Origin of the sequence: Bacteroides sp. L10-4, from assembly GCF_013373675.1 — a bacterium.
Lineage (GTDB): Bacteria > Bacteroidota > Bacteroidia > Bacteroidales > Bacteroidaceae > Bacteroides > Bacteroides muris.
In genome coordinates this window covers 1-24,303 of the sequence record NZ_JABXJH010000052.1, presented here as the reverse complement: position 1 = coordinate 24,303, position 24,303 = coordinate 1, and the positions used below count along the sequence as shown (strand labels likewise).

Here is a 24,303-nt window from a genome sequence, read left to right as displayed (position 1 = left end):
ATGAAAAGACTAAATCTTTTATTAGGTATCCTTATGGCCATAGCCATGACCTTATCATTCAGTGCATGTTCCGACGACAACGATCCAACCCCAGGTCCAGATTCGCAACCGGAACTTTCCGATTATCACTTTGATATTTTTATGACTATCGGCAAACACCATGGCGGTATGAACCAGGGCGAAGGTACTATTGTGAAAAGTGTAAACAGCCTCACGGCAGATATGGGAGTCATTGACATAAAGAAGGACGGCGTTGAATTCATAGGTGAAAACAACACTTATTCCATGGAAAACATTCTCAAAGGGAAATACTATTATCAGGTGCCCAACTCAGCCGACCGTTTCACTAAATTTCAAGTAATAGGAAATTCCATCAGAATTGCTCAAGAACAAATCTTCGAACAGAATACGTATAAAGTACGCGGTTACACACATGCCTGGCTGGACGACAACACTCTGATTATCATGGCAGCCAATGGTGATGCAGACAAAGTTATCTGGACCAAGCTGAACGCTGACGACATGCGTATCCTTGCCGAAGGAACACTGGACCTTCCTTTGCCAGAAGGAGCAAAAGTATTCACAGCTTCCGGCATTCTGACCTACAACGAAAAGGCTGGTAAATTATATTACTTCTACTTCGGTAAAGACAAATCAGGCAGAGGTGGAAAAGCAACCTCAAACTTCCTGACAGCAGTTATCAATCCCTCGGACATGAAAGTGGAAAGTAACAAGGTCAATACCCTTGCCGGAGAAATGGCGGGAAGCGCTTACGGAGAACTGATGCAAAGTTGCGTGATGTATGATGCAGATGGCAACCTCTACTTGGCTGCATTCACCGATGCCAATGACATGGAACAAGGTCATCTGCTCCGCATCAAGAAAGGTGAAACAGACTTCGATGCAAGCTATGAGGGATATCCCAACGCCGACGGTAAACTGCTCACCATCCAAAACCTGGGTAACGGTAAAGCCCTCGTGTATGCACGTAATGATGCAGCCGGTACTGCCATCGACAGCTACAGCCACTACTACTCCATCATCAACATCAATACCGGAACACGGGAACGCGTGAGCTATAACGGACAAGAAATACCTTACAGCGGCGGACGATTTGCACAACGCACCGCTATTGTAAACGGCAAGGCATACATCGGCGTAAATACGGAAAAAGCCAACCCTTGTATCTACATCTATGACATAGCAACCGGTAAAGTAGAAAAAGGCGCGGAAATTGCCGAAGGTTATCAATTCGACATGATTAAAGTTGTTGAAAACGATAAATGATCTATGAACAAGATTCTTTCTTTATTGCTTTTACTAAGCACCTCCCTCCTCTGCCATGCGCACGGGGGAGGCAATTACAAGCACAGCGATATGCTTGCAAGTATGAAACCCGGTGACAAGGCCGCCCTGCTCATGGTGCACTTCGGCACTACGCACGACGATACCCGTACCCTCACCATCGATGCCATCAACGCCAAGGCACAAGCTGCCTTCCCGGAGTTGAAGTTCCAGGAAGCCTATACGTCGCGCATCATTATCCGCCGTTTGAAAGAGCGCGGCACCACGAAGCTGACTCCACTGGATGCCATGCTGAAACTGCGCAGCGAAGGTTACACACACCTCATCGTGCAGAGCACCAACATCATTGACGGAGTAGAAATGGAATCACTCCGCAGGGATGTGGAAAGCGCACTGCCCTTCTTCAAGGAAATACGTGTGGGAAATCCCCTGCTCTACTCTATAGAAGATGCAGAGAAGGTGGCAGATATTCTGGGCAACCGCTACAACGTCCCGGCACAAGGCAAAAAGGCTGCCAAAGAAAACTTCGTGCTTGTGGGCCACGGCACTTATACTCCTGCCACTGCCATCTACAGTCAGATGGACTATATGCTGAAAGCAGGCGGACTGACCAATTTCCATGTGGGCACCATCGAAGGTTATCCTACCTTTGACACCATGCTGGCACAACTGAAAGCCGGGAAAGCCAAACGTGTGACCCTCATACCCTTCATGTTTGTTGCCGGAGACCATGCCAAAAACGACATTGCCGGAGAGTGGAAGGAGATGCTCGAGAAAGAAGGCTTCACCGTCAGTGCACAACTGGAAGGACTGGGACAAATTCCGGAAATTCAAGAAATATTCATTGACCATATCCGTTTCGGACTGAAGCACCGCATGCTGGACATCATGACGAAGAAGGCGGCCTATGCTGCCGGAAAAGACACTGAATAATATACCCATTAGTGGGTATTTAGTGTTCTTGAATCATCTTGTACTTTTGCAGGAAAAACGCGAACGACAATGAATGTTATCACCAAACTGATGTACTCTATTCATAGGATACTGGGCACTTTGCTCTGTATCCTATTTCTCATGTGGTTCCTCTCCGCCTTCGTGATGATGTACCACCGCTTTCCCCGTGTCAGCGCCAAAGAGAAAATGCAAAAGCTGGATATGCTCTCCCAAACCGGAGACTCACTTCCGGACATCTCCTCCGTCACAGCCCGCCTGCCCCGTGGCGTAAAGGTCAGGTCTACGATACTGAACCTCAATGCCGGACACCCCGAGTTCAGCTTTAGTACCACAAAAGGCACGCTTCATTTCCTTGCCGATTCCACCATCTCACGACCCTCTCTGGACAGCGAGCACCTGCACTGGACAGCAGCTTTGTGGTGTTCTTCTCCCATTACCCGTATCGACACCCTCCACTCTCTGGACCAATGGATTCCCTTCGCTGAACTGAAAAAGGAAATGCCCATTTATAAAATATACTTTGCCGATGATGCCGGGACACAGCTCTATCTGAGTTCACAAAACGGTGAGGCCTTGCAGTTCTCCAACAGAAGCGAACGCTTCTGGGCATGGCTGGGAGCCATCCCCCACTGGGTGTACTTCACCTGGCTGCGGCAGGACACCGTCCTTTGGACTAAGACCGTCATCTGGCTCACAGCTCTGGGTTGTCTCATGGTCATTGCCGGCATTTGGGTAACTGTGGATGTATGGCGTAAGACGCACCGAAGCCGCCATCCCAAGTTCTCCCCCTACCGAAAAAGATGGTATCACTGGCACTACGTCAGCGGAATCTTTTTCGGCATCTTCGTACTGACCTTCACCTTCAGCGGCATGATGTCTCTGGCAGACATTCCCGAATGGATTCATAAACCGGCACTGAAGAAAGGCAGCGCCACACGCACGCTCCATGCCCGTGCCCCACAACCGGAGGATTACCCCTTGGACTACCGCCGTGTCATAGCCGCCTATCCCCAAGCTTTGCAGATAGAGTGGCGCAACTTCCGCGAACATCCCTACTACATCGTAAAAGATAGAAAAAACGAGTATTACATCGATGCCGCCGACAGCCTGCCGCGTCCGTTACAACTCTCCGAAGAAGAAATCCTGAAAGGCGTGGAAAGCATTTACACCTCCCAGCGTGATTCTTCACAACATATCCCCGGCATACATATCTCCCTGCTCGAACATTTCGAGACCTATTATCGCGACATGAGCAATATGTATCGCGGACGTCCCCAGCTTCCCGTCTGGAAGATTACGGTGGACGACCCGGACCGGAGCGTCTATTACATTCACCCGGAAACGGGAATCATCCGCCATGTAGACACCTCCTCCCGCTGGAAATACTGGAGTTATACAGCCCTGCACCGCATGCGCCTGCCCGGTCTGAACTCCAATGCCACCCTGCGCAAGACTGTGCTTTGGGTATTGCTGCTTGGAGGTACAGCCGTTTGCATCACGGGTGTGACGTTAAGTGTGAATTATATAAGAAGAAAATGCTGCAAAAAACAAAGATAGAGAAGAGAGTACCTACTAATAGCTATTCTACCATCGCAGTATAACAACTATTAAGTATTTCACCCTCCGATAATGGTATGTACCTTTGCAGCGTTATATAAAATAAAATAATATATGATAAAGCAAAGACTTCTCACAGCTCTCCTTATGGGAGGAATCATCGCCACCGGTGCCTATGCACAAGCAGAAAAAGGTGACAGCGACGATATGACCAAGAAAACTCACGAGTTGAACCCGGTCGTAGTAACGGGTACGGGTACACATCAGCGACTGAAGAACACTCCGTCTCCGGTATCGGTTATCACTGCCAACGAGATAAAGCGTGCCGGTATCACCGACTTCCAGCAGGCCTTGACCATGATGGTACCCTCGCTCTCCTTCCGTCCGAACGCGATGGGGTCCTACCTGATGATGAACGGACTCTCCAACAAGCACGTGCTGATATTGGTAAACGGACGCAAGGTCACGGGAGACATCACCGGTAACATCGACCTCAACCAAATAGATATGACCCGCATCAAGCGCATCGAGGTGCTGAACGGAGCAGCTTCTTCCCTTTATGGTTCGGATGCCATCGGCGGTGTAATCAATATCATTACCAACGAGCCTAAAGATGTGGTAGCCTTCAGCAGCAATAGCAGCTATACGAGAAAGAATCAATTCTCCCAAGGCTTGAATCTGGACATCGCCCAAGGAAAAATAGGGTCCTATACTTCCTATAAATACGACCACTCCGACGGTTGGCAAAACAGCCATCTGACAGAAGATGGAGAAGACATCATTGAAACGATTGCCCCGCTCTCCCTGGGCTACAGCTCGAATAACTTTTCGCAGAAGTTTACCTATGATGCTACGGACCAGCTTTCCTTCTATGCCAACGGCGGATACTATAACCGCGGACTCGAACGTCCGGTAGAACGCGAAGACATCACCGGCGGAAGCAAGTACAACACTGCCTACGAAGGTTACAACTGGGGGGCAGGCGCCAAATACAAACTGAGTAAACGCAACGTTATCCAGTTTGACTATTCAGGAAACAATTACGCATCACGCTACAAATACCTGATAGAAAACAGCGGATACCTGCCCGGACAGTATGCGCTTACCAAGCTTCAGAAATTCCATGATGCCGAGTTGAAAGGTATCTTCGGTTTTACAACCAACAGCACTACGGTGTTCGGGGTAGACTATCGCCGTGAAGTGCTCCGCCGTCCCGACTCCGATTTGGACAAAAGTGTCTATACGGCATCAGCCTACGGCCAGCATGAAGTGAAGCTATGGAACCATCTGACCGGTGTTGTGGGTGTACGCTACGACCATCACGAACAGACGGGCGGACGCTTCACCCCCAAAGTGGCAGCCATGTACAACATAGGCAACTTCAATGTACGTGCCACCTATGCTGCCGGATTCCGCGCTCCGGGCATCGACGAGCTCTACTACCACATGTTCAAGAAGACAATGGGTACACGAGCCACCATCTCATTGGGTGACGAGAACCTCGACCCCGAACGCAGCAACTATTACTCCATCAACATGGAATACCGCACCAACCGTTTCAGTGCTTCCGTCACCGGTTACCTGAACTATGTAAAGAACATGGTAACTTCCAAATCCACTAAATTCGATGACCTACCGGAAGCAGAGCAGAACCAGTTGCGTGAAGAGTTCCCCGAAATCGGTGACCTTTCATCCACGAAAAACCTAAGTGTCAAGAACTACTTCAATTTCGAGAAAGCTACCGTCAAAGGCTTTGAAGTGAACTTGAACGGCAATCTGTTCCCGGGCTTCACCCTGGCCGGAAACTATACCTACGCCTATGGACGCGGTCTGAACGAAGGAGGCGAATGGCAAAACATCGAGCGCAGCATACGCCATACAGCCACCATCACCGGAAACTATACACACAGCTGGAGCGACTATACCTTGAACCTCAACTTGAACGGTCGTCTGCAAAGCAAAGTCTATTATCCGGGTGACGCGGACGGCAATGCTCCGGGTTACGGCATCTGGAACCTCAATACCCGCCATACCTTCGACGGCTTCCGCAACTTTGTCATCGAACCGGGCATCGGCATAGACAATATCTTCAACAAGAAAGACAACCGCCCGCTGAACAAGAACTTCGCCTTGTATTCTCCGGGACGTTCGGTAGTAATCAGCCTGGCACTCAGACTAAAATAATCTCTCCATAACGCATTTAGAAACAACAACAATTATGAAACATTTTTTCATCACTCTCTATTTACTCGGCATCAGCCTCTTCTCCTCCGCACAACAAGAGGAGAAGGCGGCTCTGCTCATCACCCATTATGGCAGTTCGGACCCTCAGACACGTGCCTTGACGCTCGACGTCGTGACCCGTGAGGCACAAGAAGCCTTTCCGCAGTTTACAGTGCGCGAAGCATACATCTCGCCGATTGTACGAAAAAGACTTGCCAAGGAGGGTGTGTACAAAGACAGCCCTACGGATGCACTGCTGAAACTTCACGCCGAAGGCTACCAGACCATCTACGTCCAGAGCACCACCTTGATAGAAGGCAGTGAGATGACCTCCGTCCGCAGGGATGCAGACAAGCTCCGTCCCTTCTTCAAGGAGATAAAAGTGGGGAATCCCCTGCTCTACTCCGTCGAAGATTGCGAGAAGGTAATCGACATACTGACCGCTGAACAGCCGGGAAAGAAAGAAGACATTGTCTATGTGGGACACGGCAACCAGCTACCCAGCACGGCTACTTACGCCATGCTCGACTTCATGATGAAAGCCCATGGACTGAAGAACTTCCACGTCAGCACCATTGAAGGATACCCTACCCTGGACGCAACCCTGCTGCAACTGAAAGAGACACGCCCCAAGAACGTGACATTGGTTCCGTTGCTGCTGGTATGCGGCAACCATACCAAGGAAGACATTGCCGGCGTGTGGAAGACGAAACTTGAAAAGCAAGGCTATCAAGTGAATGTACGCATGCAGGGACTGGGCGAAAACAAAGCCATCCGCCAGCTCTATATGGAACACATCAAAGCCATGCTAAAAGATTGATAACCAGCAAGCGTAAAAGGGCTACACCTTTTACATACCAAGGCTACACCCTTTGCTCCGGATGGCTACACCATTCCGGACAAAGGGTGTAGCTCTTTTCAATGTACACAGATTACGGACATTTGTAACCATATTACGGATTCCTCCTCCTGCGATGTGGAACTTTCCTGATTATTTTCTACATTTGTACAGCACTAACAGGAACGTTTATGGAAGAAGTAATCAAGCTCAATGCAGTAGACCAATACAACAAGATGTTCGGTCTCGAAACCCTGCACCCGCTGGTCAGCGTAGTCGACTTGTCCGAAGCCACCGGATACCCCAGACATTTCACGTTGAACTATGGCGTATACGCCCTTTTCCTCAAAAATACCAAATGCGGAGATATACGCTATGGAAAACAGTTTTACGATTACCAGGAAGGCACGGTAACCAGCTTCGCCCCGGGCCAGGTGACCGAGGTCAACATGCTGGAAGGTATGCAGCCCAGCGCCTCCGGCCTGCTGTTCCACCCCGACTTGATAAAAGGCACCTCGCTGGGACAGGGAATAAAGCAGTATTCCTTCTTTTCCTATTCCTCTACCGAGGCACTGCATTTGTCCGAAGACGAGAAAGAAATCTTCCTCGACTGTCTGAAGAAGATTAAGATGGAAATCCAACGCCCCATCGACAAGCACAGCAAGGGTCTGATTGCACGCAACATCGAACTGCTGCTGGACTACTGCATGCGTTTCTACGAACGCCAGTTCATCACCCGCTCGGCAGCCAACAAGGACATCCTAATGAAATTCGAAGCACTGATAGACGACTATTTCCAGAGTGACAAACCGCAGACCGAAGGACTGCCTTCCGTGAAATACTTCGCAGACAAAGTGTTCCTCTCCTCCAACTATTTTGGAGATTTGGTGAAGAAGGAAACCGGAAAGACTGCGCAAGAATATATCCAGAACAAAATCATCGACCTGGCCAAAGAAATGATTATAGGAAGCGGGAAGACAGTCAGCCAGATTGCCTATGAGCTGGGATACCAGTATTCGCAGCACTTCAACCGCGTGTTCAAGAAGAACGTAGGCTATACTCCGAGCGAATACCGGCACTTACAGGTTTAGACAATAAGGATTCACCACAGATTACGCGGATTAGCACAGAGTTTTTTCGGTTTCATCAAATATAAGTTCTATCTTTGTATGCCAATAGAACATATGGATATGAAACACCCCAAAATAATTGTTGCCGGCATCGGACCGGGCAATGAATCGGATATAACTCCCGCCGTAATTTCCGCTTTGCAAGAATCAGATGTAGTGGTGGGATATAAGTATTATTTCCAGTTTGTAATCCCTTATCTCCACCCCTCAACAACATGCATAGATACCGGCATGAAGCGTGAGCGCGCCCGTGCCGAGCAGGCTTTCGAGCTGGCAGAGCAGGGAAAGACGGTCTGCGTCATCAGTTCCGGGGATGCGGGCATTTATGGTATGACGCCGCTTGTCTACGAGATGAAGCGGGAAAGGAACAGCGACGTGGAAATCGTTTCGCTGCCGGGCATCAGCGCTTTCCAAAAGGCAGCCTCACTGCTGGGAGCTCCCGTAGGACATGACTTCTGCGTCATCTCCCTTTCGGACCTGATGACTCCTTGGGAGCGTATTGAAAGGCGTATCATCGCAGCCGCTGCCGCCGACTTCGTGACGGCAGTCTACAACCCCAAAAGTGAAGGACGCTACTGGCAGCTTTACCGCTTGAAAGAACTCTTTCTGCAGGAAGGACGCTCACCGGAAACACCCGTGGGATATGTACGCCAAGCAGGACGCCCGGAACAAGCGGTACACATCACCACGCTGGGAGATTTCAATCCCGAAGAGGTGGATATGTTTACAGTCATATTGATAGGCAACTCACAGTCCTACGAATGGAACGGAGCCTTCATCACTCCGCGCGGCTATTACCGGGACACGAATACCGAAGCCACGGGCATCGGGCAAGACATCATGATTCGCAGTTTCCGTACCATCGAAAAGGAACTGAAGAACAAACATATTCCCCTCGACCATAAATGGGCTTTACTCCATGCCATACATACCACCGCCGATTTTGAAATGGAGTATCTGCTGCATACGGACGAAGGTGCCGTGGCTTCCTTGTATCAAGCCATCGAGAAAGGCGGAATCAAGACCATTGTCACAGACGTCACGATGGCAGCCAGCGGTATCCGCAAAGGAGCTTTGCAGCGGCTGGGCGTAGAGGTGAAATGTTACCTTGGCGACCTGCGCACAGCGACGATGGCTGCAGAGAAAGGCATCACCCGTACCCAGGCAGGCATCCGCCTGGCTGTGGAGGAGCATCCCGATGCTTTCTTTGTATTCGGCAATGCACCTACGGCACTTATGGAACTCTGCGACCTGATACGTAAGGGCAAGGCACATCCGGCGGGCATTGTTGCTGCACCGGTAGGCTTCGTGCATGTGCAGGAGTCCAAACACATGGTGAAACCCTTTACGGAAATACCCAAGATTATCGTAGAAGGACGTAAGGGAGGCAGTAACTTGGCTGCCACGCTGGTGAACTCCGTGCTGTGCTACAACGATGCGGAGCAGTTGCGCCCGGGCAGGGATGTGTAAGTGAAAAGAGACATTCCATAACATTACTTGTTACGACCGATAACATTACTTGTTATGCCCCCTTACATTACTTGATATTTTCATAAGATTACTCATTGAATGAAACACAGATTTATAATCATAGGAATGGATGACAACCGTTCCCCCTTCTTTCCACCGGAAGCACTGGCACAGATACGGAAGGGGAAGGTCTTCTCCGGCGGCATACGGCATAAGGAGATTGTCGGTCCTCTGCTGCCTGCCGGGGCCGAATGGATTTCCATCACCGTGCCGCTGGACTGTGTCTTTTCCCATTATGAAGAAATATTTACCCGCTTCGAAGAGACGGCTACGGACAACTCCATCATTGTATTCGCGTCCGGCGACCCGTTGTTCTTCGGTTTTGCCAATACCATAAAGCGTAAGCTTCCCGAGGCAGACATTCTGCTCTATCCCGCTTTCAATTCCTTGCAGACATTGGCACACCGCCTCGTCATGCCGTATGACGACATGCGCACCGTCTCCCTGACAGGACGCCCCTGGCAGGAGTTCGACCGTGCCCTCATAGAGCGTGCCCCCAAAATAGGCATCCTCACCGACCGCGAACATACCCCGGTCACCATTGCCGACCGCATGCTGGAATACGGGTACTCCCACTACACGCTATACATCGGCGAACATCTCGGCAATCCCGAAAAGGAACGCATACGCCGGATGACACCCCGGGAAGCGGTTGCCGGTGACTTCGAACATCCCAACTGCCTGCTGCTGGACAGCCATTCCGGACAATGCCGCACAAACTCCCTGCACGGTAGCGAAGCCCCAGACTTTCCAGTCCGTCCCTTCGGCATCCCCGATGAAGAGTTTGCACATCTTGACGGACGCGCCCGCATGATAACCAAGGCTCCCATCCGCCTGCTCACCCTGCAGGCATTGGAACTGAACCGCCGCCGCGTCTTCTGGGACATCGGTTTCTGTACCGGTTCCGTCTCCATCGAAGCCCGCCTGCAATTTCCCCATCTCGCCGTCATCTCCTTCGAGATACGCCCCGAAGGAAAAGAGCTGATGGACACCAACTCCCGCCGCTTCGGCGCACCGGGCATTACGGCGGTAACCGGAGATTTCCTGCACACCGACCTCACTCCCTTTGCCCGCCCCGATGCCGTCTTCATCGGTGGACACGGCGGACATCTGGAGGAAATGATAGAGAAAGTGAAACAAGTGCTGCACCCCGAAGGCTGCATCGTCTTCAACTCCGTATCGGCAGAAAGCAAGGAGGCGTTCTGCCGAGGAATCGAGCGGAACGGAATGGTACTCCACCCTTCCACCCATATCGCCTTGAACGAATATAACCCCATTGAAATTATGAAAGCCACGCTTTCTTAAACATACCCATTATGAAAACAGCTATTATTCTAATCTCCGAAGCCGGTTTGAGCATAGCCCAATCACTGCTCAACGAACTTCCCGACTCCGAAATCTTCACCCTCAGGCACGAAGAGGGATGCACACATATAGAATCTGCCGGCAAATTCACAGCGGAAAACTTCAACCGCTATGATGCCTTTGTCTTCATTGGCGCCATGGGAATCTGTGTCCGCACCATCGCTCCTTGCGTGAAGAACAAATATACCGACCCTGCCGTAGTTTGCGTGGACAGTACCGGTAAATTTGCCATCTCCGTACTTTCCGGACACATCGGAGGAGCCAACGAACTGACCCACCAGGTAGCGAATATCCTCGGGGCCGAACCGGTAGTCACCACGCAAAGCGACTGCACCGGCCTATGGGGACTCGATACCCTGCCCCAACGTTTCGGGTGGTTTCCGGTCATCAACGCCGAGCCCTCCACCCTCCTGCTGGCAGAACTTGCCAAGACGCCCGAAGAGAAAAAAAGAGTATGCATGAACGAGCATATCAGCCTCTTCGTTTCCGGCAAGCCCACCGCCCTGCTGCTCACGGTGCGCAATGAAGGCACGGACTGGATGGAGGCGCACCTGCCGCCTCATGTAGAAGTATTCTACCGGGTGCAGGACATTAAACCTTCACGCTTCAAACTGATTCTGTGCGTATCTCCCCAAGTCCCCAACTTCCCGGAAATGCCTATGATATGCTACGTGCCCTGTGTCGTACACCTCGGCATCGGCCTTGCCCGGCTGGCAGGTCCCGTGCGGAAAGTGGAGAAAGAGATTATGAACACACTGAAGGAATACGGCATCATGCCCCAAAGCATCGCCTCCATCTCCACGATTAAAGCTAAAAGTGACGAACCGGTAGTGAAAGCGCTCCAAAAGAAGTTCCCGGTCTACTTCTATACAGCCGAGGAACTGGTAGAGATAGAAGTGCCCCATCCCAGCAAAACCGTCATGAAGCACATGGGTACCCCCAGCGTCAGCGAAGCCGCCGCCTTACTGAGTGCAAACAACTCCCGGCTGCTGGTGCCCAAGAAGAAAGGAGAGAACTATACCGTGGCCGCCGCCCTTGACATAAGAACTGTGCGCCAGGGCCACATCGAAATAGTGGGTGCCGGCCCGGGCGACCCGGACTTGGTTTCCGTACGCGGACGCCAAATGCTGGAACGCGCCGATCTCATTCTGTATGCCGGCAGCCTCGTTCCCAAGGAGCTGACTCTCTGTGCCAAGGCCGGTGCTACCGTACTCAGCTCCGCTTCCATGGATTTGGAAGAACAATTTGAAGTGATGAAGAAGTTCTATGACAAGGGAAAATTCATCGTACGCCTGCATACGGGTGACCCTTGTATCTATGGTGCCATTCAGGAACAAATGAACTACTTTGACCAGCACGGTATGAGCTACCACATCACCCCCGGCATATCCTCCTTCCAGGCGGCGGCAGCTGCCTTGAAGTCGCAGTTCACCATTCCGGAAAAAGTGCAAAGCATCATCCTAACACGCGGCGAAGGACGTACGCCCATGCCCGAACGCGAAAAGCTACATCTCATGGCACGCTCACAAAGTACCATGTGCATCTTCCTCAGTGCAAGCATTGCGAAGCAGGTGCAGGAAGAACTGTTGCAGGAATATCCGGAAACTACCCCCGTAGCTGTCTGCTACCACTTGACATGGAAAGACGAACAAATATTCAGGGGGGAACTCAAAGACCTTGCCAGAATAGTGAAGGAAAATAACCTCACCTTGACAACCATGATTGTCGTAGGCGAAGCCATCGGCAACCGTGAAGGTCTGTCACGGCTCTATGCACACGAGTTCAAGCATCTGTACCGGAAATAAATCAACGATTAATCACCCATAAACATTCAAACATGATATTAATATTTGGCGGAACCACCGAAGGACGTATAGCCATCCAAACCCTTGAAGAAGCCGGAAAAACTTTCTACTATTCTACCAAAGGGGATGAGCAGGACGTACTTCTGCATAATGGCATCCGCCTGCAAGGCGCGATGGATGCAATAGAAATAGAAACATTCTGTGCACAGCATCACATAAAGCTGCTGATAGACGCCGCGCACCCCTTTGCCACACAGCTGCATGAGACTCTGGAACAAGTCTCCGTGGAATCGAATATCCCCGTCATCCGTTTCGAGCGTATCTTCCCGAAACGCGATGAAGAACACATCACCTGGTGCAGGGATTATGACGATGCCATCGAGAAGATACAGAAAGAAAAGATTTTCATCTTACTTGCACTGACCGGCGTACAGACCATAGGTAAGCTGAAGCCTTTGTGGCAGAATGCCTGCTGTTACTTCCGCATCCTCGACCGTGACAGCTCGCGCAAGCTCGCCCGGGAACAGGGCTTCTCCGAGAAGAACCTCTACTACTACACACCCGGAGAAGACGAGCAAGTCCTGATGAAACAGCTTCATCCCGAAGCCATCCTCCTCAAAGAAAGCGGGATATCGGGCGGATTCTGCGAAAAGGTGGAAGCTGCCCGGCAACTGGGTATACGCATCTTTGCCATCTGCCGCCCCAAGACATCCGACAAGTTTATCTGTGTAAACGGCGAGCATGGCCTGCGCCGCATAATCGAGAAACATTTACCCGACTTCTTCCCCCTGCGCAGCGGACTGACCACCGGAACATGTGCCGCCGCTGCCGCCGTAGCCGCCACCTGGGATGTATTCAATATCTACTTCAAAAAGCGTCCTACGGAATTTCCGGTAGTTCTTCCCAACGGAGAAACCATCCAGGTTCCCGTAGAGCCGCAGCACCATATTCCCCACTCCGACCTTCTGGAAAACGGTGACGGCATGTTCGAGACAAGCGCTACCGTCATCAAGGATGCCGGCGACGACCCGGACATCACCAACGGGATGAAAGTTGTGGCCAATATAGCCATACCTTTCCGCATAGACGACCCGCTGCCGGAAGACACTCCCCAGGACGACTACAACATCATCGTCTGCGGCGGCGAAGGCGTAGGTGTCGTCACCATGCCCGGTCTGGGACTGGAGCTCGGTAGCTCTGCCATCAACGACACCCCGCGCGAAATGATAAAGAAGAACGTCAAGCTATGGCTTGAACGCCTCCATATTGCCAAACAGCCCAATCCTATTCTCATTACCATCTCCATCCCAGGTGGAGAAGAGATAGCCCAACGCACCTTCAACCCTCGCCTCGGTATCGAAGGAGGCATTTCCATTATCGGGACTTCCGGCATCGTGAAGCCATTCTCCTCGGAAGCCTTCGTCAATTCCATCCGGAAGTCCATGGAAGTGGCAAAGGCAACCCAGAGCCCTCGTATCGTCATCAGCTCCGGTGCAAAGAGCGAACGTTTCATCAAGGCGTATTATCCCGACCTCCCCACCCAGGCTTTCGTGCACTACGGCAACTTTATCGGCGAAACCTTGAAAATAGCAGCCGAAGAGCAAGTACCGCACGTCACCCTCGGCGTGATGATGGGAAAGGCCGTGAAACTGGCCGAAGGCAATCTGGATACCCACAGCAAGAAAGTGACCATGAATAAGGAATTCATTCAAGACCTGGCACGCCAGACGGGATGCAGCGAAGAAACACTTGCCGCCATCGGACAGATGAACCTGGCGCGCGAACTCTGGGACATCATTCCCGAAGAGCTGCTGGAAAAGTTTGGCAAGGCACTGATTGAGCTCTGTCACCGGCACTGTGCCCCCTTACTGCCCAATGGCGAACTAACAATATTACTCATAACCGAAAACGGAAAAATTTACTCATGAAGAAGAAGATAATCATTACCGTCTGTATGGCAATGACCGTACTGACCGGTCTGGCACAAAGCCCGCTGTCCTTTCATGCAAAAGCTGGAATCGGTACCTCCCATTTTCATGGAAAACACTCCAGTAGTGACACCCAAATAGCTTACAAAGCTGGTGTCGGTGCAGAATATGTCCTCAACAAGACCTGGGTGCTGCAATCCGCATTGGAATTCGTGTCCATCGGCGGTAAAGACGAGATAAGCCACATCGGCAAGGCCAAAATGCATGAACTGTATCTGCAAATCCCCCTCATGATAGCGGCCCGCCTCCATCTGGGCAAGGATTATCATGCCTCGCTGAGTGTCGGCCCTTATGCGGCCATAGGTGTGGCAGGCAAGACTTCCGGTGAGACTTACGATTATAGCAGCAGCAGTATGCAGGGAGGATACCAGTTCAAGATAGACACTTTCGGCAGCATGGCAGACGGGAAGATGGGCAACCACCGTTTTGATGCAGGCATTGCTGTGGGACTTACTTTTGAATACAGAAGATTCATCATCGGTGCAGAGACACAAGTGGGACTGGTAAAAGTCAATGAGCAGATAAACCAGATGATAGGTCATTCGGAAGAAGGAGGATATTTTCCCAAGAACTTCGCCGCATTCTTTACGCTGGGGTACCGGTTCTGGTAAGGGAACATTTTGCCATACAGAGTTGTTTAGTATACAAACAGATACTCAACAATATAAACTGAATAATATGGCAAAAAGAATCCCTATCCTGCTGGCTGCAATGACAGCCCTCACCTTCGCCCCTCAAATAGCAGGGGCATGTACCGGTATCACCCTGACGGCCAAAGACAATGCGCACGTCGTAGCCCGCACCATCGAATGGGGAGGCAGTGAGCTGAACAGCCAGTACGTCATCGTACCGCGCGGTTATTCGCAACAATCACTGACACCCGGAGGCAGTCTGTCCAGCATGGAGTTCACCTCACGCTATGGCTACGTAGGCCTGGCAGTGGAGCAAAAGGAGTTCGTGGCCGAAGGTCTGAATGAAGCCGGGCTCTCCGCCGGGCTGTTCTACTTTCCCGGATATGGCAAATACGAGGAGTACGACCCCACACGAAAAGCGTCGAGCATAGCCGATTTACAATTGGTATCATGGCTGTTGGGAAGCTTTTCTACTGTGGACGAGGTAAAGGAGGCTATTGAAAATGTGACGGTCATAGCCATTGACCCGCGCGCCTCCACCGTACATTGGCGGATTGCAGACAAGACCGGCCGCCAACTGGTATTGGAGTTCATCGACGGACAGCCCCGTTTCTATGAAAACAAACTGGGAGTATTGACAAACTCCCCCGGCTTTGACTGGCAGATGACCAACTTAAACAATTATGTGAACCTCTACCCGGGCAGTGCCGAAAGCAAATCGCTGGGCAATGTAACTATAGCCCCTTTCGGTTCGGGAAGCGGCTTTTTGGGAATTCCGGGAGATGTGACTCCCCCTTCCCGCTTTATCCGTGCCGCTTTCTACCAGACTTCTACACCGCCACAGAATACCGCACAGGAAACCGTTCTCCAATGTTTTCAGATACTGAATAACTTTGATATACCCGTAGGCATCGAGTTTCCCCTCGGCCAGGTTCCTGCCAATATTCCAAGTGCCACCCAATGGACATCGGCCACAGATATGACAAACGGTATCATCTACTATCGCACCATGTACAACAGTACAATCAGAAGCATTGATTTGAGACAGATAGACTTCGGGCGCATCGAGTACCATGCAGCTCCCCTCGATAAAGTGAAGCGGCAACCGATAGTTCCCGTGAAAATTGAATAGGGACGCAGAAACTTCAAGATTGCCGCTGTTGCAGTTGTTCCGCCTCCTTCCTCTTCATCTCCGCCAGCACCCCGCAGGTCAATGGAATGGCGAGGAAGAAGGTCAGCATGTCCGACGCCGCCTGGCACATTTCCACCCCTTTCAGTCCTAAGAAATAAGGAAGAATGAAGATGAGGGGGATGAAGAACAGCCCTTGACGGGCAGAGGAAAGTATCATAGCGCGTACGGGCTTGCGGATAGTCTGCAGCATCATGTTGCTGACCACAATCCATGCACCCAACGGATAGGTGATGAACTGCCAGCGCAATGCTGCCGCACCGGTAGCTACAACAGCAGGGTCTCCCTTGCGGAAGATGGAGACAATCTCCTCGGCATATCCCATACCTGCCACCGCACAAACCAGCAAAAAGAAAAAGCCTACCTTCACACAGAACCAGAATCCTTGGCGCACTCTGGCATACAGCCCGGCACCATAATTGAATCCGCATACCGGTTGGAAGCCTTGCCCGAAACCAATTAGGAAAGCATTGATAAACATAGAGATACGCGTCACAATGGACATCCCTGCAATAGCTGCGTCACCATATGCACCGGCCGCCACGTTCAGCAAAATGGTTGCCACGCTTGCCAGTCCCTGCCGGGTGAGTGACGGAGTTCCACCCCCAATAATTTCCTTGATGAAAGCCAGTGTAGGCGTAAAGTTTCTGTAACGTATACGTATATTTCCTCCTCTGCGCCCCATATATAGCAAAAGGATGAAACTACATATCTGGCTGACTACTGTGGCCAGTGCGGCACCGGATATGCCCATATCGCATACAAAAATCAGGATAGGGTCGAGCACCACGTTGATGACCGCCCCACTCACAATCCCCACCATGGCATACGCCGCATTACCTTGAAAACGTATTTGGTTATTCAGCACCAATGAGGCGGTCATAAAAGGAGTACCCAGCAGAATGATTCCCAAATAGCGCTCCGTATACGGAAGAATAGTAGGCGTCGACCCCAAAGCAAGGGAAAGCGGTGTAAGGAACAGCAATCCCAGCACAGCCAGAGCCGCTCCGATAAACAAGGCAAAAAAGAAGCCGGTGGATGCCATCTTCTCGGCACTCTCCGTTTCCTGCGCCCCCAACTTACGGGAGATGTAGTTCCCCGAACCATGACCGAAGAAGAATCCCACAGCCTGGATAATGGACATCACAGAAAACACGATACCTACGGCAGCCGTAGACTGGATATTTATTTTACCCACAAAATAGGTATCTGCCATGTTGTAGAAGGACGTCACCAGCATGCTGATGATGGTCGGCACAGCCAATGACGTAATCAGCCGGGGGACCGGAGTCGTCGTTAAGTGGACATAATTATCCTTTGCAGAATGGTGCATCATAGGGAATGGAATGACAAGACTATTTGCAGCAATTTCTCAATGGAGTACACTGTTACCGGCTCCTTGCCCGGTCGATGGAATACGAAGCTGCCGTCTCCCTTCAAATCTCCGGTTTCGATATAAATCTCCGACTCAACATTCCGGTTTGCCAGAATGCCGTTTCTCTGGAGTGCCTTGCGCACCATGGCATACTTCTGCCCGTGGCCCGCCAAGCGTATCCGGGAGGTATATTCATTGGCTACCCTGAACAGTCCCGTTTCCAAATCGAAGGCAATACCCTTACGGGCAAAGAAGTTGCTCAAGCTGCCGTTCAGCGAGAGGTCTTCGGGCGTGCCGACGGTCACTCCGTTCGCCTTGTCCATCAGCCATATCTTGTCCGCTATCTGCAGGGCCAGTTCCAGGTCGTGGGTAGAAAGGAAAATCGTCTTGTCCGTCTGCCGGCTAAGCTGGTGAAGCAGCTGCATCATCTCTACTTTACTGGGAAAGTCGAGGAAAGCTGTCGGTTCGTCCAGATAGATGACGGGAGTTTCCTGGGCGAGCGCCTTGGCTATCATCACCTTCTGCCGTTCGCCGTCACTCAGCGTATGCACCATGCGGTGTGCCAGATGGGGAATGCCTACCAGGGCGATGGATTTGTCCACCACAGCCTTGTCCTCTTTCGAAAGGGTTCCCCAGAAACCGGTATAGGGGCTGCGGCCCAGACCTATCAGTTCTACGACAGACATATTGCGTATATCGCACTTCTCCGTCAGCACCACACTAATGACGCGCGAAAGCTGCTTGTCGGTATAGTCCCCAATCTCTTTTCCTTCAATAAATATGTTTCCTCCAAGTTTTGGCTGGAAGGCAGACAACGTACGGAGCAGCGTGGACTTCCCCACTCCATTAGCTCCCAACAAGCAAGTCAGCTCACCACTGTTGATTCCGGCGCAAATGCCGTCTGCCACCACTTTCACATCCCCCTTACCGGGGTAACCGATGGAAAGATTCTCTATATGTATGGTTTCCTTATTCATTCAATTCTCCTTTCCGTTTTCTAAAAAGTACAGAAGCCACTACCGGCGCACCTACCAGTGCCGTCACCGAGTTGACCGGCAAAGCTCCCTCGAAGCCGGGCATACGGGCTATCAGATTGCAGACCAATGCCAGGGAAGCGCCTACCAGCAATGTGGCAGGCATCAACACCCGATGGTCTGAAGAGTGGAAGATGGCACGGCACAAATGGGGAACCGCCAATCCGATAAACATAATCGGACCGCAATAGGCCGTTACAATAGCCACCAGCACACCGGAGCATGAGATAACCAGCAGGCGTGCCCGCTTGATGTTCAGTCCCAGATTGCGTGCATAGCCATCGCCCAGCAGCAACAGATTCATCGTCTTTATCAGCAGGAAGGACAACGGAAGCAGCACAGCCATGATGCAGACAAACAGCACCATCTGGTCGCCCGAAACACGGGCAAAGCTACCCAATCCCCAAATGACATATGCACGTATATCTTCCTCCACACTGAAATATTTCAATACGCCGATGACGGCACTTGCCACATAGCCTATCATCACACCGATTATCAGCAGCGTCACGTTGCCCTTCACCTTCTGGGAGACATAGACAATGAGCGCCATCACAGCCAGCGCACCGATAATGGCGGCAACCGACAAGGCAACCTCGCCCATATACCCCAAACGGCTCAATGCCACACCGCCCATCGCCCCGGACAGCAATACCACACAAGCCACACCCAGGCTGGCACCTGAACTGATGCCCAATACCGAAGGCCCTGCCAGCGGATTGCGGAACACCGTCTGCATCTGCAGACCGCTGACCGACAGCCCTGCTCCCGCCACCAATGCCGTCAACGCCTGGGGCACGCGGGACTTCCAGATGATATTCTGCCAAATAACGGATTCATCCGTATTTCCCCACAATATGTTCCACACGGAGCGCAGAGGAATGTGAACCGACCCCAAAAGCAGGTTCAGCAGGAAAAAAAGAAAGATAGATGCCAGTGTCAGCAACATCAACGGAAGTACGGGTCTTTTTATCATTTCAGCAGTTCGTAGTAAGTCGGTTTATAGTCAGGCAACAAATCGGGATGGAAAGCATGTATCAAGTCTTCCAATACAATTTCGGGCTGCATGGGCATACTTTCGTAGAAGGGTTTCTCACGCATGTTGCAGTACACCACTCCCTTCTCACGGAACGCACGGAAGTCGGCATAACGCGGGTCGAGGGACTTCAAGGCATCATACGTGAATGTCCCGTCATAGCTGTTGACAATGCGCCAATAGTCGGCACTCTCCGCCTGGCTATATACGGTTTCAAAATCCAGCGTGACACCTCCCGAACGGGGATCGTCTTTCAAGAAATAATCCGCACCGGCATCACGGAACAGTTCGGCAAGAAAGCTCTTTCCTCCCACTGCATACCAGTTGCCGCCCCGTATCTCGCCGCTGAATACCACCGGACGCTTCTTCACGTTGGCAGCCAGCTCCTTCAATTCGTTATAGCGCTTCTCTATCGCAGCAAACTTTTCATTCGCCTCCACTTCCCGGCCTATAAACATGCCGATGAATTTTATCCATTCAGCCTGCCCCAACGGGGTCATCTCCTTATACCCCAAATGGGGAACCAGTGGAATACCGATTTCCCGCATGGCATCATATCCACCCCGCTTGAAAGGAGAGATAAAGATAACATCCGGATTCATGCTCATTATCAATTCATTATCAAAGTTCCCTTCGATACCAATCTTCACGGTCTCGCCGGACTTCAAACGGTCGTTCATCTCCTTGTTGAAGAGATGGCGCGTACTGGTGATGCCCACCACATAATCGCAGGCATCCAGACGGATGAAGTTGGAAAGTTGCAGGGATGTCATACACATGACGTGCTCCACCGGCGTTTCTATCACCGTATAGTCGCTCGGTATGCCGACAGGCTTTATGCCTTTCGGTACCAGCGCATAGTGGAAAGTGCTGCTGCTTTCTTTTTGAGGGTCGTGTATATCCACCAGACGGACATGGTGCGGAAGATATTTCACCGTATAGCCTTTGGCATAGCACGGTACAATGGTAGCTGCCGTGTCTGTCGTAACCGGAGAATAGCCCGTTTCGGAAGAAGATTCGGTAGTAGTCTGTCTTGATTTTAAGCCGCAAGAGGTTACGCATAAAATGCACAGCAGTGCAATGCCTATGGCAGATATCCGGGTCATGACTATTGGGGTTTATGGAATTCGGGCACAATATTCGTCATTTTTGGGGAGATACGCAAATGCTCTTCCTGCAAATTGACGGATATTGTGCCTAAATAATCTTTAAAAGCCCATCAAGTCATTCAGTGCTTCACTCATGCTGGGATGTGTAAAGACAAAATCACGGAGGAAGGTATATTCCTGCCCGGTCTTCATAGCCATTGCCACCAGGTTGATGACTTCACTCGATTCCGGCCCAAACAACGTGCAGCCCAAAATCTTGTCCGTATCGGCATCTACCACTACCTTGAAGAGTCCGTTCGTATCGCCCAAAGTCCTGGCACGCGGAATGGCGGCTACCGGCAGCTTGTTGACCTTTATATTCAATCCCTTCTTGCGTGCTTCCGCTTCGCTCAGCCCGATGCGTGAAAGCGGCGGGTCGATGAATACCGAATAGCTCACCGGGTCACGGTCGGACACCTTGCGTTCTCCCGCCCCGAAAAGGTCTTCGCGCAGAATGCGGTAATCATCCAAAGAAATGTAGGTAAACTGCAAACCGCCCTTTACATCACCGATAGCATGTATCTTGGGGTTGGTAGTCAGCAAATAGTCGTCCACCACAATGGCACCGCGCTCATTCACCTCTACACCTGCCGCCGCCAGATTCAAGCCAGCCGTATTCGGACGCCGGCCGGTAGCCAGCAGGATGGCATCAGCCTGCAACTGATGCTCCTCTCCAGTGACTGCATCCCGGTAAATGACGTCAGAACCTTTCACGGACTGCACGCGTGCATTCAGCCTGAAAACGATTCCTTTCTGTTCCAATACCTCCCGGACACTGTCCGCAATGTCCCGGTCCTCCCGGGATATCAGTTCGGAAGAGCCCTCGAGCACCGTGACTTGCGAACCGAATGAAGCATACATGGAAGCAAATTCCAGTCCGATGTATCCCCCGCCTACAATGACGAGCTGTGCCGGCAGCTCAGTCAGTTCCATAATGGAGGTGCTGGTATATACCCGCGGATTGCCCTGTATCCCCTCTATCGGTGGAATGACGGTTTCGGCACCCGTATTGATGAATATCCGGGGAGCTTGCAATTGTAATGTCCCTTCCGCCATCCCAACTTCCACCACATCCGGACCTGCAAAGGAGCCGATACCCGTATAGACCGTTATATGAGGATTGTCGGCCAGATTGTGATAGTTCTTCTGACGCAGGAAAGAGACGACCTCTTCCTTCCTTGCAATGGACTGACGATAGTATGCCTTCTTGACCTCCCAAGAAGCGTCTTTGTCCGCATACTTTGCCGCATGCACCAATGTTTTTGTGGGAATGCAACCGATATTGATACATGTCCCTCCGTACATCTTTTCCGAACGCTCCACTACGGCAACGTCCAGCTTCCGTTTTGCCAACTCGGCAGCCAATGTCTTTCCGCCTTTGCCGAATCCGATGATAATGACATCATACTGTTTCATACGTCTATTTCCTTAATTGGTTCAATACTCTTTTTGCACTGTCAAACAGTACGACAATGGCACCGGCAAGAATGGCCGTATCCTTGATGACCAAGCGCCCTGCCCCCGTCAGCAACGGAAAGCCGTGCTCCCCGCTTCCCAAGTCAGGCACCCACACCTCAGGGGTTGTCACCAGGAAAGAGAGGGTACCTATTGTCATGACAATGGCCAGTGCAGCTCCCACCAGTCCGATTTTCGGAGAGAATATCCCCAGAAATGTCAGAATGCCGATGGTCATAATCAGAATGCCCAGACCGTGAGAGAAACCATACGTATTGTTCTCCACGTGCCACTGATGTTTCGCCTCATTGAACTCGCCCTCTTTCAGCTTATACTCCTTGTACTCCGGGGCACTCTTTGTATAAAAGAAGCTCATGAACGGGCTGTTCGCCACAAAAGGGACAATCCCTTCAGCCTCATAATTCCAGAATTTCAACCCACCAATCCATACGAAAATAACCAGGATGGCTACACGAATCAAATTAACACCCAACTTTTGAGTGGAAGCGGCCAGCGTCAACGCAGCCATAAACAAGTTTTGCAATTTCGTTTTCATCTTTGTTCTACTTTTTAAATGGTTTCAGTAATATGACTTGATTTTTGTTTTTGCAAAGTTCCTTGTTTTCCACCACGTACGAAATGGCAATTATTCCGCAACAGTTGGCAATTCTTCCCGTTTCACTCTTTTCCGGTAGTCCGAGACACTCTCGCCGGTCATTTTCTTGAAAAAACGGCTGAACGCGGACAAGTCTTCGAAGCCCAGAATGGAGCTGATTTCCTTAGCGCTTTTGTGGGTATACAGCAGCAATCTCATGGCTTCCGCCTCAATGCGGTCATGAATCACCCGTAAAGGGGAAGGCAACCCGCAGGTCGAGAACAGATTGGAAAGTGTCTTGGGAGAACGGCAAAGAATATCGGCATAATCCTGCACTTGCTTCTTCTCCTTGAAATGCCGGTCCACTAATACGTAATACTGCCGGATGATGTCAAACGTCTTTTCCTTCTCCTGCCCCACCCCGAAACGCTGGCGCGCAATGCGTGTGCAGGTAATGATGAAACGTTTCAAGACAATGCGTAGCATCTCCTCCTGCAGATTGTCATGGATGACCGATTCCTGCCGGAAAATGCGGACTATGTCATGCAGGTTGGAAGACTGCCCGGCAGAAAGCGCCAGTCTCATCACCTTGGAAGAGCCATAAAAAAGGAATCCATTGCAAGAGACCTCGTTGTCATGTCCATAGATGCAATAAAAATTGCTGTTGAATACAAACGTCAGGTATTCACCGTCCACCTCTTTTACCTCCAGGTGATGCAACGGGGTCAAGGTCACGATTTCATCCTTTTCCAGGCGCATGGGGATATGGTCTATTTCCAGAGTGAGCGTACCGCTCTGTACCCAAATGAATTTATACAGAGTCTTGTCACGTTGCAGCGACGCACGCTCATGGTAGCTGGAAGTCATGGCTATGTTGCCATTCAAGCGGGTGTTCAGTTGATAATCCATAAAAAACAGATTGTTTTAGTAAATAACAAAGATAGCGAATATCTTGTTTGCTACTGATTATTTCCCCACTTTTGTAGCCGTTTTGCTGTTCTTTAATTTTTAACCTTTCATTAGTGTCCAATAAAAATGGACGAGTTAAAAAATTAATCAAATAGTCCTTCAAAAAGGGGATAATCGAGTTCTTTGATATCGTTGAAATCAGTCTTATCGAACAGGTCACGTAAGTTCGTTTTGT

The 24,303-nt window shown here is 50.9% G+C and carries 19 protein-coding genes; 12 read left to right on the top strand and 7 right to left on the bottom strand.

The features are described 5' to 3' along the window. The 12 genes from HU824_RS15400 to HU824_RS15345 all read left to right on the top strand — a co-directional run bounded on the left by HU824_RS15400 (position 1) and on the right by HU824_RS15345 (position 16,459). Positions 1-1,287, top strand: coding sequence for a hypothetical protein (locus tag HU824_RS15400; protein WP_016273642.1), 1,287 nt, complete (start codon positions 1-3; stop codon positions 1,285-1,287). 3 nt (positions 1,288-1,290) lie between these two features. Continuing rightward, a complete protein-coding gene (locus HU824_RS15395) occupies positions 1,291-2,238 on the top strand; it encodes a sirohydrochlorin cobaltochelatase (RefSeq protein ID WP_176469302.1) in 948 nt (315 codons plus the stop codon). A 69-nt stretch (positions 2,239-2,307) separates the two neighbouring features. Next, on the top strand, positions 2,308-3,816 hold the full coding sequence (locus tag HU824_RS15390) for a PepSY domain-containing protein (protein WP_176469301.1): 1,509 nt from the start codon (positions 2,308-2,310) through the stop codon (positions 3,814-3,816). A 114-nt stretch (positions 3,817-3,930) separates the two neighbouring features. Then, positions 3,931-6,000 (top strand): TonB-dependent siderophore receptor, encoded by a 2,070-nt coding sequence (locus HU824_RS15385; protein ID WP_176469300.1) that lies wholly within the window; start codon positions 3,931-3,933, stop codon positions 5,998-6,000. Positions 6,001-6,034: 34 nt separating this feature from the next. Further along, positions 6,035-6,859, top strand: coding sequence for a sirohydrochlorin cobaltochelatase (locus HU824_RS15380; protein WP_016273638.1), 825 nt, complete (start codon positions 6,035-6,037; stop codon positions 6,857-6,859). A gap of 209 nt (positions 6,860-7,068) precedes the next feature. Then, positions 7,069-7,968 carry an AraC family transcriptional regulator gene (locus HU824_RS15375; RefSeq protein WP_005829381.1) on the top strand — a complete coding sequence of 300 codons (900 nt, stop codon included), beginning with the start codon at positions 7,069-7,071 and terminating at the stop codon, positions 7,966-7,968. A 99-nt stretch (positions 7,969-8,067) separates the two neighbouring features. After that, positions 8,068-9,477 carry a precorrin-3B C(17)-methyltransferase gene (cobJ, locus tag HU824_RS15370; RefSeq protein ID WP_117720773.1) on the top strand — a complete coding sequence of 470 codons (1,410 nt, stop codon included), beginning with the start codon at positions 8,068-8,070 and terminating at the stop codon, positions 9,475-9,477. Between the two features lie 99 nt (positions 9,478-9,576). Further along, a complete protein-coding gene (cbiE, locus tag HU824_RS15365) occupies positions 9,577-10,842 on the top strand; it encodes a precorrin-6y C5,15-methyltransferase (decarboxylating) subunit CbiE (RefSeq protein ID WP_176469299.1) in 1,266 nt (421 codons plus the stop codon). An 11-nt stretch (positions 10,843-10,853) separates the two neighbouring features. Beyond that, on the top strand, positions 10,854-12,707 hold the full coding sequence (gene cobM / locus HU824_RS15360; RefSeq protein WP_176469298.1) for a precorrin-4 C(11)-methyltransferase: 1,854 nt from the start codon (positions 10,854-10,856) through the stop codon (positions 12,705-12,707). 32 nt (positions 12,708-12,739) lie between these two features. Beyond that, positions 12,740-14,635 (top strand): cobalt-precorrin-5B (C(1))-methyltransferase CbiD, encoded by a 1,896-nt coding sequence (gene cbiD / locus HU824_RS15355; protein WP_176469297.1) that lies wholly within the window; start codon positions 12,740-12,742, stop codon positions 14,633-14,635. Further along, on the top strand, positions 14,632-15,306 hold the full coding sequence (locus tag HU824_RS15350; RefSeq protein WP_176469296.1) for an outer membrane beta-barrel protein: 675 nt from the start codon (positions 14,632-14,634) through the stop codon (positions 15,304-15,306). Before cbiD ends, HU824_RS15350 begins: the two co-directional genes overlap by 4 nt. A gap of 67 nt (positions 15,307-15,373) precedes the next feature. Continuing rightward, the gene (locus tag HU824_RS15345) at positions 15,374-16,459 is read left to right on the top strand and encodes a linear amide C-N hydrolase (protein WP_176469295.1); all 1,086 of its coding nucleotides are present in this window, start codon (positions 15,374-15,376) and stop codon (positions 16,457-16,459) included. A gap of 13 nt (positions 16,460-16,472) precedes the next feature. On the opposite strand, the gene HU824_RS15340 is transcribed toward HU824_RS15345, so the two are convergent. The 7 genes from HU824_RS15340 to HU824_RS15310 all read right to left on the bottom strand — a co-directional run bounded on the left by HU824_RS15340 (position 16,473) and on the right by HU824_RS15310 (position 24,068). Further along, positions 16,473-17,852, bottom strand: a complete 1,380-nt coding sequence (locus HU824_RS15340; protein WP_176469294.1) for an MATE family efflux transporter — start codon at positions 17,850-17,852, stop codon at positions 16,473-16,475. Beyond that, entirely contained in the window at positions 17,849-18,868 is a 1,020-nt protein-coding gene (locus HU824_RS15335; protein ID WP_176469293.1) for an ABC transporter ATP-binding protein, read from the bottom strand. Before HU824_RS15335 ends, HU824_RS15340 begins: the two co-directional genes overlap by 4 nt. Beyond that, on the bottom strand, positions 18,861-19,898 hold the full coding sequence (locus HU824_RS15330) for an iron ABC transporter permease (RefSeq protein ID WP_034529853.1): 1,038 nt from the start codon (positions 19,896-19,898) through the stop codon (positions 18,861-18,863). The genes HU824_RS15335 and HU824_RS15330 overlap by 8 nt, the downstream gene beginning before the upstream one ends. Then, positions 19,898-21,067 carry an ABC transporter substrate-binding protein gene (locus tag HU824_RS15325; protein WP_136010887.1) on the bottom strand — a complete coding sequence of 390 codons (1,170 nt, stop codon included), beginning with the start codon at positions 21,065-21,067 and terminating at the stop codon, positions 19,898-19,900. Before HU824_RS15325 ends, HU824_RS15330 begins: the two co-directional genes overlap by 1 nt. Before the next feature lie 102 nt (positions 21,068-21,169). Next, positions 21,170-22,525, bottom strand: a complete 1,356-nt coding sequence (locus HU824_RS15320) for an FAD-dependent oxidoreductase (protein ID WP_016273627.1) — start codon at positions 22,523-22,525, stop codon at positions 21,170-21,172. 4 nt (positions 22,526-22,529) lie between these two features. Further along, a complete protein-coding gene (locus HU824_RS15315) occupies positions 22,530-23,120 on the bottom strand; it encodes a DUF417 family protein (protein WP_136010888.1) in 591 nt (196 codons plus the stop codon). Positions 23,121-23,210: 90 nt separating this feature from the next. After that, the gene (locus HU824_RS15310) at positions 23,211-24,068 is read right to left on the bottom strand and encodes a helix-turn-helix domain-containing protein (protein WP_176469292.1); all 858 of its coding nucleotides are present in this window, start codon (positions 24,066-24,068) and stop codon (positions 23,211-23,213) included. Between the last annotated feature and the right edge of the window lie 235 nt (positions 24,069-24,303).